Here is an 11,967-nt window from a genome sequence, read left to right as displayed (position 1 = left end):
TTGCAACTCTAAGCACAATGCAAGTCAGTAAGTGGATCCGTATTTTCCTAGCAATCATTGGTTCGATTTTATTTCTAGATGGATTAGTTTTAATTTGTCTCAATAAAATTAATGTAGGCACCGTTATTCCTTTCATTTTAGGTACTTTCTTCTGCCTATATTCTTTATTTTATTATCATTTAGAACGCTTTTTCTTCTACCACTATCGCTTACACACGCTTTGGCGTTTTGGGTGGCTATGCTTCTGGATATGGCTAATTGGCTTAGGCTATTTTTTTAGCTTTATTAAAGAAAATAAAGATACTTCAGATAATATTCCTCCAGTAAAAGCAATTATCGTCTTAGGAAGCGGTGTCGAAAATGGTCAACCATCTACAATTCTTGCAAAACGTTTAGATACAGCCGCCCCTTTAGCGCTTAAACAACAGCAAGCAAAAGTTGTTTTAACAGGTGGTTTAGATTTTTCAGAAAAAGAAAGCGAAGCATTAGTTATGTCTCGTTATCTTCAGCAAAAGTATCATATTACAAAAGAACGAATGATTCTTGAAGATAAAAGTACCAGCACTGAGCTTAATTTGAAAAATAGTAAACCACTATTAGCACAGCGGCACATTAACTTAAACCAACCAATTGCTATTGTTACAAGTGATTTTCATATTCCTAGAGCAGAAGCAATTGCACAAAAACAGGGCTATACTCAAGTTTATGGGGTAGCGGCCGAAACACCATTAGCTACTCGCTACAATGCCTGGTTACGTGAATATTTCGCATATGCGAGTGGATGGCTTCTAAACGAATATTAAAAGTAATTTAGTCGAAAAACTGCTATTCAAAAAATAGCAGTTTTTTATTTGCCAAAATATTAGCAATCAGTACAAATATAAAGTCGATCTAAGCTGAAGATAATAAATTGCAGTTTAAATTCTTATATTTAGTCTCGAATGAAACAAATTTAATGAGGATCAGGAACCCATCGAAGGCATAAGTATAGAAGTACTAAAGTTAAAAAATTGAAATCAATAGAAAATAACTTAAAGGAGTAAAACTTTATTTTTTTAGAATAGAAAATTGAAAAATATATCTAGTCACATAGTAAATATGTTTACATGTAAGCAAAAGATATTTATGGAAGAATTAATTTAGGAAATTAAATTTTCTGAAAGAAATAATGGTGGGCGCTGACGGGATCGAACCGCCGACATTCTGCTTGTAAGGCAGACGCTCTACCAACTGAGCTAAGCGCCCTTAATGAGAAAAGATAGCAAATGTATCTTCATACTCTACATTCTCTAGACAAGGGAATCAAGAGAATGGCGCAGCGGACGGGGCTCGAACCCGCGACCCCCGGCGTGACAGGCCGGTATTCTAACCAACTGAACTACCGCTGCACTACAATACTTTAAAATAAAGTATGGTCACATATATGGTGGGCGCTGACGGGATCGAACCGCCGACATTCTGCTTGTAAGGCAGACGCTCTACCAACTGAGCTAAGCGCCCTAGAAGAAAACTAATTATTCATTAATTTTTTGATTTAAAATTTTTACATTTCAAACCTTCTTCCAAACACAACCCGAACTGAAAAGTGGCGCAGCGGACGGGGCTCGAACCCGCGACCCCCGGCGTGACAGGCCGGTATTCTAACCAACTGAACTACCGCTGCACTTTCACAATATCGAAATTGTGGGGTAAACGATGTTAAGTCTTAAGTGGCGCAGCGGACGGGGCTCGAACCCGCGACCCCCGGCGTGACAGGCCGGTATTCTAACCAACTGAACTACCGCTGCACTTGAGAGCTTAACGTAAAGGCTTGGTGGGCGCTGACGGGATCGAACCGCCGACATTCTGCTTGTAAGGCAGACGCTCTACCAACTGAGCTAAGCGCCCTTAACGTCTTCATCGTTTGTGAGGTGCATTATAGAGAATCTTTAACAGGTGTCAAACGCTTTTCGACTTCTTTTTAAAAAAATGCGAATGAATGATTAAAAATAAGTCATTATTAAGTAAAAAACAATTTTTTGTATTTTATTTAAACACTTATTTCAATATTTACCACATTTACACAGCTCATCAAGAATAGATAAAACTCGCTCTCAGGTTAAAGATTGTTCAGACAGGTAAACTAACGCATCTTCAGCAACTAAATCAAATAGCTCAATGATTTCTTCATTACGCATTCGAACGCAGCCATGTGACATTGGCACCCCCATTGGTTGCGTGTCTGGAGTCCCATGAATGTAAATGTAACGCTGCATGGTGTCGTGGCCTTCGCCTTTATTAAAACCTTCTTCTAGGCCATCTAACCAAAGAATACGAGAAAGTATCCAGTCTCGTTCAGGATATTGGGTAGCTAACTCAGTGCTATAAACCTCCCCTGTTGGCTTCCTTGCAATAAAAACTGCATTTTGTGGGGACTCGGCACCAATTTTCTTTGCTACTCTATGCCATCCGCGCGGTGTTCTACCCGTGTTTTCCTGCTCACCAATTCCATTCTTTCCTGTAGAAATGACATAGAATTTATTATGTTTAGGCAAAGTTAATGTTTGGTTCGCTAAATCGATAAGAACATCCGCATCTTCGAGCTTAAATTGAGACATTGAACTTATTCTCTTATATCAACTCAAATAGATTGAGTTTAATTAAAAAATTGTTGTAAGGGCTTGTCTTGCACTGGAAATAAAAGATTATCAATCTTCTTTTATCTACGCGCAGTTTCACCGCTTGTCTTGAGCCAAAAATAAAAGATTATCAATCTTTTATTTTTGGCTCAGGCCGTAGCCATAACCAAACTGCAACGATGAACATAGTAAGATCAGTAAAAACCTTGACTAAAAGTGGTGCTGAAGTGAATAGCATGATCATTCCGCTAATCGCCATCATTATGCTTGCAATCCACTTTGCTTTACGAGGCACTGTGCCATTGGCTCGCCAATCACGTAGCGTTGGACCATATTTAGGATGATTTAACAACCAATTATCCATTTGTGGCCAGCCTTTTGACGCAGCCCAAGCAGCCAGAATCAAAAACACTGTTGTTGGCATACCTGGTAAAATTGCTCCAATAATGCCTAGCGTGATAAAAATCACAACTAAAGAGCGCCAGAACAATGTTCGCATATATAAACCTTAACCTGCTGTTAGCGTTAGTATAAAGTGTTTTTCTAATATTTTTTGTTGATCCATTATGAAATTAGGATGAATTACTTCGAGTATTAAATGTATGAATATTGCCTCAGTTAAAACGTCCTATTTCGAGCCATGGCTTCAATTTCAACACCCTATAGTTAGACAACTCGCTTTTTGTATTGCTAGTCCAAATTTACTTTGTCAAATACCAAAAAGCTTAGATATACAACATCATTTCAAGTTACATACAAGTGAGTTTTGGGAGGTTCATTTTCAAAACTATTTGCCGCGTTTGAAAGAGCTTGATCAAACTCCAGAGCCTTTAATTCGGTTTTTATCTCAGCTTAAAAGTACACGCTTAGGTTTACGCTTTGAGCATCTACTCTGGTTTTGGTTGCAAGAGGATCAGTATCATCCCTATCAACTATTAGGACATAGTATTCAAAAAATTGAGGGAGCAAAAACTTTAGGAGAACTAGATTTTTTAATTTTAAATAAAGAAACTCAAGAAATTGAACATTGGGAGGTAGCCTTAAAATATTATCTAGGTGAGGCAGATTTACATTTAGAACAATGGATTGGCTTAAACCGTCAGGATACTTTAAGCAAAAAGCTTTATCATTTTACGAACAAACAATTTCAGTTTTCTGAAGCCTTAAACTTTGAAATTCAACAACGTTTTTCGGTTTTAAAGGGTCAGCTTTATCTTCCTCTAGATTTAAATTTACAACAGCTGCTACCTGACTGGATAAATTTACAGCGTCGTTTAGGGTATTGGGGCACCACAATTCCTCATTCTTCTTTTTATCGATTAGAAAGACAGGAATGGCTGTGTCCAAATAATCAACCTAGTTCCGCCCCAGCACATTGGTGGACAGACGGTTTATATTGTAAAAATGGTCAGGAAGTTCTGTTTTATATGTTTAGACATCCTTCATATTTAAAATTTAAGTGCAACTTCCAGAAATTTAAATAATTAACAATAAATTTAAGATTCTAGAAACATTTTATAACGTTTTTACTATTAAACAGTCATGTTTCTTTTTCCGTTTGTTTTTTAATCTAAATTTACTTCATTATTAAATTTAAACGGAGAAAATGATGAAAAAAGTTTTAGCTGCTTCTGTCATGATTGCTGTTGTTTTAACAGGCTGTAATACGTTTAAGGGTTTTGGTAAAGATGTTTCTAAAGCAGGTGATGCTGTAACGAATACTGCTGAAAAAACACAAGATAAAATGTAAGTTAGAGTTATCACTAAAAAACCTTATCGTTCCGATAAGGTTTTTTTATTTTTACGTACCCATCACGTAGAGATTCGCCTATTATATCGGACTATATTTCACCTGATCAGCACGCAATTTCCGGTATGAACCATTCAGATACTCTCTCGCTTAGCCTAGAACTTTTACAACAACCTTCTGTTACTCCAGTTGATCATACTTGTCAGACCATCATGGCAGACCGCTTACGCCAAGTTGGTTTTCATATTGAACCAATGCGTTTTGGTGATGTAGATAATCTCTGGGCACGCCGCGGAACTGAAGAGCCTGTATTTTGTTTTGCAGGTCATACTGATGTCGTTCCGACAGGTAAATTAGAAGCATGGAATTCAGACCCATTTGCACCTGAAATCCGCGATGGAAAATTATATGGTCGCGGTTCGGCAGATATGAAAACAGCTTTGGCAGCTATGGTTGTCGCATCTGAGCGTTTTGTAGCAAAACATCCAAACCATAAAGGTTCTATCGCATTTCTGATTACTTCAGATGAGGAAGGCCCTGCTGTTAACGGTACGGTCAAAGTTATTGAGACTCTTGAAGAACGTAACGAAAAAATTAAATGGTGTTTGGTAGGTGAACCCTCAAGTACTCATAAACTAGGTGATATTGTTAAAAATGGGCGTCGTGGTTCGCTTAATGCAGTATTGAAAGTCCAAGGTAAACAAGGCCATGTTGCTTATCCACATTTAGCACTTAACCCAATTCATGAGGCATCACCTGCTTTAACAGAGCTATGCCAAACCGTTTGGGATAATGGAAATGAATATTTCCCAGCAACATCATTTCAGATTTCAAATATTCATGCTGGAACTGGTGCAACCAACGTAATTCCGGGTACTTTAGAAGTTACTTTTAACTTCCGTTATTCAACAGAAGTGACAGCTGAACAGCTTAAACAACGTGTTCATGAGATTTTAGATAAACACGGTTTAAAATATGAAATCGTTTGGAATTTGTCTGGTTTACCTTTCCTGACTCCAATCGGTGAACTCGTTAATGCCGCTCAAACTGCTATTTTAAATGTAACTGGTACTGAAACTGAGCTTTCAACAACTGGTGGTACTTCGGATGGACGTTTTATTGCTCCGACAGGTGCACAGGTATTGGAATTAGGGGTTCTTAACGCAACAATTCATCAAATTAATGAACATGTTGACGTCCATGACCTCGATCCCCTGACTGATATTTATGAGCAAATTTTAGAAAATTTATTAGCTTAAAATATTAAAACTCAATGAATTAAAAGCATCCTTTTTAGGATGCTTTTTATTGTCTTAAAATGTGATTCATATTCTCGATTTTAGATAGCTAGTTATATACAAAATATTTAAAGTGCTTGTTGTGAATGCTTATCTATCCATTGCAATATAGTTGGCCAGACTTCCTTAGCAGCATTTCTACTCAAAACAATTCGGCTATGGGAATAATTTTCCAAATTATTATTAGAGTAACCAAATTCACGAAATACATTATCTTGATTTTCAAAAGCTTTTAAATATTTATAACATCCTTTAACAGGTGCAATAAATTTATCGCCAGTTCCGCTAATAGAATATATTGGGACTCTAATAGAACTCATATGTTTTTTATAATCAATATTTTTAAATTCACTAATAAAATTTTGCTTTAAATTCCAGTTAAACCATGGCCGCATAGTGTAGTAGCTTTCATTTATTCGTCCTAATTTAAATTTATTAGCTGGTATCTGGCCTAGACCTTTAACAACAAGTTTTGCAGAAAAGAGTTTAATAAAGTCAAAAGAGTTATTTACTGCTCCAAATGCTTGGCAAGCTATAAAAGTAATACTTTGGATATTCTTTAAATATTCTGGATAATTAATCAAGAACATAGTTAAGCATAAACCTCCGCCACTATGAGTCACGCAGTGTAAAGAAGCTATATTAAAATGATGATAAATATAATGAAATGCAGCCTTATATTCATATAATGCAACAGTTTCAAAATTAAATGGAATATCTGTTTCGGGGCTAGTGCCGTGCCCTCGCCATTCTAGAATAAAACAGATATACCCGTGATTTACCAAATAATCTGCAATACCCATACAAACAGTTTTGTCTGAAAATGCACCATGAGATAAGAAAATTGCTTCTTTTTTTATCAGAGCATTTTTTCTTTTAGAGATTTCCCATAAGGCAAATTCACTACCATCACCTGCATCTAAAATATGTAATTTTTTATGATTTGACATTTATTTTATCTACTTTTACAAATATTTTGTTTTGGATTAAATTTCTATATTTTATTCATAAAAATATAAAGCTCCTTTTTAAATATAATTTTAATCTATATTATTTTAAACATTCAACGTAAATATACTTAAAGTTAGCAGTTATTAAAACCCAATAATATTATTAAATTCCACTACTGATATTCAATCTAAAAAACATATAAAATATAAATAAAGCAATTACTTCTTAATTCGTTTTGTATAACTCCGAACCATGCTAACTCTTATAAAAGAACCTCATCTACAACTGAAAAAAAGGAACTCAAATGAGTTCCTTTTTTTATAGATGAAGCGAGTTTTGGATATATTGCAAATTAGGAACGTGGTAGCGTTGATTCTCCATACGCACATATTTAAATACACTTGGATTCTGCAAAGTATCTTGTATATCTTCATTTTCATCTACGACTTCAGAAATACGTAAACGAACTGAAGCTGGCATCGATTTGCAGATGAGTGCAAAACGTTGGCTGATATCTTCACTTTCAATAACCAATGCCACCGCTCGCGAATCAACTTCATTATGCAATGAATAGACCGGAAGCTTTACGTCATGCCATTCAATATGCTTAATGCCATTTTTGACATCCATCGCTGATAACACGATGTTTTGTGGCAATAGCATCGGCACTTGCTGATCACATTCAATAATATATGCATCAATAAAACCAGTTGAAACAGTAATTAAATGCTGAAGTTCTTGCTGATCCATTTCATTAATTAATGATGTACTTATCTGACTTTTCATTAGGCAAGTTCCTCTTCACGTGTCGTGAAAAAAGCATCAATATTGTGAAGTAAGTCTTCTTCTTGGAAAGGTTTACCCATGTATTGGCTAACCCCTAAAGCAAATGCTCGTTCACGGTGTTTTTCGCCAGTTCTTGATGTAATCATAATGACTGGCATATGTTGATGTAGATCATGATGTCGTACGAGGTTAAGTACCTCAAAACCATCCATTCGTGGCATTTCAATATCAAGCAACATCAGATCTGGTTTAATATTTTCCAACTGCTCAATTGCATCAATACCATCTTTAGCTGTGACTACGTCATAGCCTTGGCGTTCGAGTAAACGAGTCGTTACCTTACGAACTGTAACAGAGTCATCTACAATCATAATGAGACGGCGTTCGTCAGACTCGCGTTGTCTATAGACAGTCTCATTGAGCGACTTATGTCGACGAGTAGACTGAATTTGGCGAGCAATATTTTGTCCATCTAAAATTAGACAAACTTGACCATCACCTAAAATAGTTGCACCTGCAATCGCACCAATACTAGAGAACTGCTGCCCGATTGGCTTAACTACAATCTGCGCTCGTGAACCAATAAGCTGATCAACCAATAATGCAATGGTTTGTCCATTATTGGCCTTAATCATTAATACTGGTAGCGAATACATCATCCCACTTAAACGTGGAATCGGTTGATTACCAACAAACTCAGATAAATAGCGTAATGGATAGCGTTTATTTTCAAATTCAAAGAATTCTTGTGCACTTCCAAAATACTGTTCTAATGAAGTTGGTGAAACTCGAACAATTCGATCGATTTGAGCCAACGGAATTGCAAATTGTTGATCAGCAACTTTAACCATCAATGCATCACTAACAGCTACTGTGGTTGGAACACGTATGGTAAAGATTGTTCCTTGCCCATAAACAGAGTCAACACTCACATGTCCGCCCAAAGCTTTAATATCACTTTGTACAACATCAAGTCCTACACCACGACCTGAAATCTGAGTGACTTGATCGGCCGTACTTAACCCTGGATGGAAAATCAACTGCAAAATATCTTGATGTTCTAAGACTTGTTCAGAATTAATCAAACCAGATAAGAGGGCCTTTTGACGAACCTTCTCAATATCAATACCTCGACCATCATCTTTAAACGTAACAACAACATCCGTACCTTGACGGTGAATATTTAGTTCAATACGTCCAGTTTCTGGTTTTTGTGCTTGTTCACGTTGCACACGATCTTCTAGACCATGGTCAATTGCATTTCGAAGCATGTGCTCAAGCGGTGTAACCAAACGCTCTAGCATTGTCCGGTCTAGCTCACCTTCAGTATTATTAACAAAAAGCTCTGCTGGTCGATCCAATGCAGTAGAGGTCTGTCTCACAATTCGTTGTAAACGAGGTAGCAATCGAGAGAATGGTACTAGACGAGTTCGCATTAGACCTTCTTGAATTTCGGCCTGAATACGCGATTGCTGTACCAATAAACTTTCGGTATCTCTGATTTTTTCGGATAATGTATTTTTGAAATCCACTAAGTCCGATGCAGATTCGGCAAGTGATTTCGATAATTGATTCAATGAAGAGTATTGATCCATCTCTAGAGGATCAAATTCTGTATAACGAGAATGCTCAATACCGTGTTTTGCAATAATCTGAGTTTCTAATTCGCCTTCCATTCGACGCAACTGGTCTGCAAGTCGTTGAATGGCTAATTCCATTTCCACGAGCGTATGACCAAATTGACTTAGATCCATTTCAATTCGTGAACGGTTAATTGAATTTTCACCAGATAAATCAATCATTTTCTCGATTAAATCTGCTGAAACACGAATCATCTCATTGTTTTGTTCAAGATGCTGCGTTTGTTCCCATGCACCCATCATTGGCGGTGGTTCTGTACCATCACCTTGCACAAAACTCATTACAGGTTCCGTGCCAAATAGATCAGTTCTAGTCAATTTACTCGGAATTTGAATTGCCGTTTCAATAAACTGAATATTTTCTAGACTATGCTGTAATCCATCGAAATGTTGATAATTTTGCTTAAAAATTGCCTCTTTTAGCCAGACAATCGCACTCTCTAATAAGTTATCATAAATATTTGAGCTAAAATGATAAAGCGCAAATTTTTCAAAAGCATTCTCAAGTTGATAAGCAATTGCTTGCACAGTTTCTAGTCCCAACATACGGGAACCACCCTTCAAACTGTGCACTGCTCTTTGTAGCTGAAGCAAGATACTACGATTGGTACGCTGTTCAAACCATTGCTTTAACAGATGATCGGCCATCTCTAACAGTTCGGCCGCTTCCTCCATAAATGTCTGCTCGACAACAGAATCAATATCCTGATCTTGGATACTGTCTGTATAGCCTTCTGCATCAAAAATTTGTAATTCTGTGTGCTCAACAAGTCGAGTATTAGACTCAACAATCTGCTCAAAATTAGAAGTTAACTCATCGAGATTTAACGCAGTATCGTTTATAGCTTCTTGCTGTAATACTTCAACATTTAATTCTGGTATAACATCTGTTTCAGACTCTGCTTGCATCTCTTTAACAACAGAGCCAAGTGACTCATATACCTTACCGGCACTCTTAAGCGCTTGAATAGTATGAGAAGCCGCATAATCTAGGTGCTGCTCACGTACTATTTGTAGACGGTCAGCTAAATCATCTTGAACCAGACGGATAAAATCAATAAGAGCAGATGAAGCAACCAACTGTCTTTGAATGATGCGCTCATAAATACTTTCTAATTCATGTGCAATTAAACCAATATAATTTGCCTGAATCATATTTGCCCCACCTTTTAAGGTATGCAAATAACGCATCAGGTTATTAAGAGCAGCAAAGTTCTCTTGATCATTAACCCAAATATTAAGATCTGTATCCATTCCTTCAAGCAACTCATCGGCTTCTTCAAGAAAAATATCTAACAGTTCTGGATCAAAATAACGATTTACGTGCTCAGTAGTCATGAATTGGCGATCTAAATGCATACTCTGACTCATTGCTACATGATCAGTTAATACACTTTCGATAGATGCCGGAGATTCATCTGATGTTTGTTCTACATCAACACTAAATAATGACTCAACAACATCCTGATTATCTAATGGTTCAGAATTAAGGCTTGGAATATGTTGGGTATATAGTTTTAGCTCTTCCAAAACACTTTGGTGTTGCTCAATAATACTAACTCGTTGACCCGCAGCTAATGCGTCAAATAACTGAATTAATTGTTGATGTGCTTTCTGATAAATTTCAAAAACATAATCTGATTGCAATAAATCAGGTCGATCAAGCAATACGTCATAGCTATCTTTTAGTTGGTTCGTATATTCATATAAACCAACCATGGCCTGAGACTGAGTATGTTGCAGTAACAAGTCAGCTTGTTCACTTAATCGTTCAAGATAATGAGGAAACTCAGAACGAATTCCTTTCTCAAAATCTAACTCTGCATCAAGTAATTCTGAAACATTGAGCTGTAACAGCTGAGATACCAGACCATGTGGAGGCATGAGTGGGCTTGAATGCTCCTCATGCTGCTCCATATAAGCATCCCAAACTTGGTTAAACTGTTTCAGATTTGAATCTAATTGGTCATTAGAGCAATGCGCAGCTAATAGATCTAAACAATTTCGAATAAACTGACGATAATCACGGAGTAGTAATATCTCTTCTGAATGAGAAGAAAGTTCTTCTTGTAATAAGATTTTGAATAAATGCTCAACCTTCGTACTAGCATCAAAAATTGCTTCTACCTGAGCCATTGCCGAGCTACCGCGCAATGTATGTAATGCACGAATGAGCGCATTATAACTTTCGTGCTGATGTATTTCTTGTTCTAAAAATTGATCAATGGTCGCTAAGTGCTCTTCCGCTTCTTCCATAAATAAAACTAAGGTTTCAGCAAGATTATGTTCACTTTCTATCGTGGTTTCTAGGGTTAAATTATCTGACACCGGCTCTAAATCATTCACCTCTAAACCAGTCTTAGTTTCCGCAGTGAGAGTATCAGACAATAATAAAAGTTCTTCTAAAGCAGGCTCTAAACTTTGCTGTTGTTGTAATTGTTGTCCCAATAAAATAAGAGGTCTAAAATCTACTGCATGTTCCTTTTTAGATTTAAAGTCATCTACTAATTTAACGAAATAGAACTTAAATACCAACTGAACATATTGTTGGATGTTAGGAGTTAATGTGAGACTCTCATTGATGATCCGATTAAGCGTATCTTCTACAGTCCAAGCAAGCTCAGCAGAGGATTTCGCTGCAATCATTCGCCCTGAACCTTTCAAGGTATGAAAATGGCGACGGATCTCAGTCAGCGTAGCAACATTTTTAGATTGCATCCATTCATGAATCAGAGATTGCAATTCAACAAAAATTTCTTCAATTTCTTCAACGAAGATATCAATAAATTCAGCATCTTGTTGAGAATAGCTATCTTCCGGTAGCATCATTGCTTCAGTTAAAGTTTTTAATATTTCTTTCATAGCAAAGGCTTCTTTTGCTTGTCTCCTAAATGGAGAAAAACGACAGAGTCAACGCCAGATAA

9 protein-coding genes and 6 tRNA genes are annotated in these 11,967 nt (G+C 36.7%); 4 read left to right on the top strand and 11 right to left on the bottom strand.

Going from position 1 to position 11,967, the window contains the following annotated elements; translation table 11 throughout:
• Window positions 1-17 precede the first annotated feature (17 nt).
• Window positions 18-803, top strand: coding sequence for a YdcF family protein (locus MJX77_RS09070; RefSeq protein WP_252061244.1), 786 nt, complete (start codon window positions 18-20; stop codon window positions 801-803).
• Between the two features lie 366 nt (window positions 804-1,169).
• On the opposite strand, the gene MJX77_RS09065 is transcribed toward MJX77_RS09070, so the two are convergent.
• The 8 genes from MJX77_RS09065 to MJX77_RS09030 form a co-directional block, all read right to left on the bottom strand.
• A tRNA-Val gene (locus MJX77_RS09065) sits at window positions 1,170-1,245 on the bottom strand.
• A gap of 66 nt (window positions 1,246-1,311) precedes the next feature.
• Window positions 1,312-1,388, bottom strand: a tRNA-Asp gene (locus MJX77_RS09060).
• Between the two features lie 36 nt (window positions 1,389-1,424).
• Window positions 1,425-1,500: transfer RNA gene (locus MJX77_RS09055), tRNA-Val, on the bottom strand.
• Between the two features lie 86 nt (window positions 1,501-1,586).
• Window positions 1,587-1,663: transfer RNA gene (locus tag MJX77_RS09050), tRNA-Asp, on the bottom strand.
• 47 nt (window positions 1,664-1,710) lie between these two features.
• Window positions 1,711-1,787: transfer RNA gene (locus tag MJX77_RS09045), tRNA-Asp, on the bottom strand.
• A gap of 24 nt (window positions 1,788-1,811) precedes the next feature.
• Window positions 1,812-1,887: transfer RNA gene (locus MJX77_RS09040), tRNA-Val, on the bottom strand.
• A gap of 206 nt (window positions 1,888-2,093) precedes the next feature.
• Window positions 2,094-2,597: a cell wall-recycling L,D-carboxypeptidase ElsL gene (elsL, locus tag MJX77_RS09035; protein ID WP_111856204.1), complete on the bottom strand. Its 504-nt coding sequence runs from the start codon at window positions 2,595-2,597 to the stop codon at window positions 2,094-2,096.
• A 151-nt stretch (window positions 2,598-2,748) separates the two neighbouring features.
• Window positions 2,749-3,117 (bottom strand): YbaN family protein, encoded by a 369-nt coding sequence (locus MJX77_RS09030; protein WP_013196914.1) that lies wholly within the window; start codon window positions 3,115-3,117, stop codon window positions 2,749-2,751.
• Window positions 3,118-3,220: 103 nt separating this feature from the next.
• Here MJX77_RS09030 and MJX77_RS09025 point away from each other — a divergent pair, with 103 nt between their 5' ends.
• The 3 genes from MJX77_RS09025 to dapE all read left to right on the top strand — a co-directional run bounded on the left by MJX77_RS09025 (window position 3,221) and on the right by dapE (window position 5,627).
• Window positions 3,221-4,102 carry a DUF1853 family protein gene (locus MJX77_RS09025; RefSeq protein ID WP_013196913.1) on the top strand — a complete coding sequence of 294 codons (882 nt, stop codon included), beginning with the start codon at window positions 3,221-3,223 and terminating at the stop codon, window positions 4,100-4,102.
• 122 nt (window positions 4,103-4,224) lie between these two features.
• The gene (locus tag MJX77_RS09020) at window positions 4,225-4,368 is read left to right on the top strand and encodes an entericidin A/B family lipoprotein (RefSeq protein ID WP_003655297.1); all 144 of its coding nucleotides are present in this window, start codon (window positions 4,225-4,227) and stop codon (window positions 4,366-4,368) included.
• A gap of 125 nt (window positions 4,369-4,493) precedes the next feature.
• Complete coding sequence (gene dapE, locus MJX77_RS09015) at window positions 4,494-5,627, top strand: succinyl-diaminopimelate desuccinylase (RefSeq protein ID WP_252061243.1); 1,134 nt, start codon at window positions 4,494-4,496, stop codon at window positions 5,625-5,627.
• A gap of 107 nt (window positions 5,628-5,734) precedes the next feature.
• Here the strand turns inward: dapE and MJX77_RS09010 are convergent, their stop codons facing one another.
• The 3 genes from MJX77_RS09010 to MJX77_RS09000 form a co-directional block, all read right to left on the bottom strand.
• On the bottom strand, window positions 5,735-6,616 hold the full coding sequence (locus MJX77_RS09010) for an alpha/beta fold hydrolase (RefSeq protein WP_252061242.1): 882 nt from the start codon (window positions 6,614-6,616) through the stop codon (window positions 5,735-5,737).
• 319 nt (window positions 6,617-6,935) lie between these two features.
• Complete coding sequence (locus MJX77_RS09005) at window positions 6,936-7,403, bottom strand: hypothetical protein (protein WP_174743683.1); 468 nt, start codon at window positions 7,401-7,403, stop codon at window positions 6,936-6,938.
• Complete coding sequence (locus tag MJX77_RS09000) at window positions 7,403-11,905, bottom strand: hybrid sensor histidine kinase/response regulator (RefSeq protein WP_252061241.1); 4,503 nt, start codon at window positions 11,903-11,905, stop codon at window positions 7,403-7,405. Before MJX77_RS09000 ends, MJX77_RS09005 begins: the two co-directional genes overlap by 1 nt.
• Between the last annotated feature and the right edge of the window lie 62 nt (window positions 11,906-11,967).

It is taken from the genome of Acinetobacter sp. AHP123 (assembly GCF_023757925.1).
Lineage (GTDB): Bacteria > Pseudomonadota > Gammaproteobacteria > Pseudomonadales > Moraxellaceae > Acinetobacter > Acinetobacter oleivorans.
The sequence above is the reverse complement of the archived record's forward strand: the minus strand, read 5'-3'. Positions and strand labels throughout refer to the sequence as shown.

Coding starts and splice junctions, on each gene's coding strand:
- MJX77_RS09070 (WP_252061244.1), top strand. CDS start 18: ATGCAAGTCAGTAAGTGGATCCGTATTTTCCTAGCAATCATTGGTTCG.
- MJX77_RS09020 (WP_003655297.1), top strand. CDS start 4,225: ATGATGAAAAAAGTTTTAGCTGCTTCTGTCATGATTGCTGTTGTTTTA.
- MJX77_RS09025 (WP_013196913.1), top strand. CDS start 3,221: ATGAATATTGCCTCAGTTAAAACGTCCTATTTCGAGCCATGGCTTCAA.
- dapE (WP_252061243.1), top strand. CDS start 4,494: ATGAACCATTCAGATACTCTCTCGCTTAGCCTAGAACTTTTACAACAA.
- elsL (WP_111856204.1), bottom strand. CDS start 2,597: ATGTCTCAATTTAAGCTCGAAGATGCGGATGTTCTTATCGATTTAGCG.
- MJX77_RS09010 (WP_252061242.1), bottom strand. CDS start 6,616: ATGTCAAATCATAAAAAATTACATATTTTAGATGCAGGTGATGGTAGT.
- MJX77_RS09005 (WP_174743683.1), bottom strand. CDS start 7,403: ATGAAAAGTCAGATAAGTACATCATTAATTAATGAAATGGATCAGCAA.
- MJX77_RS09030 (WP_013196914.1), bottom strand. CDS start 3,117: ATGCGAACATTGTTCTGGCGCTCTTTAGTTGTGATTTTTATCACGCTA.
- MJX77_RS09000 (WP_252061241.1), bottom strand. CDS start 11,905: ATGAAAGAAATATTAAAAACTTTAACTGAAGCAATGATGCTACCGGAA.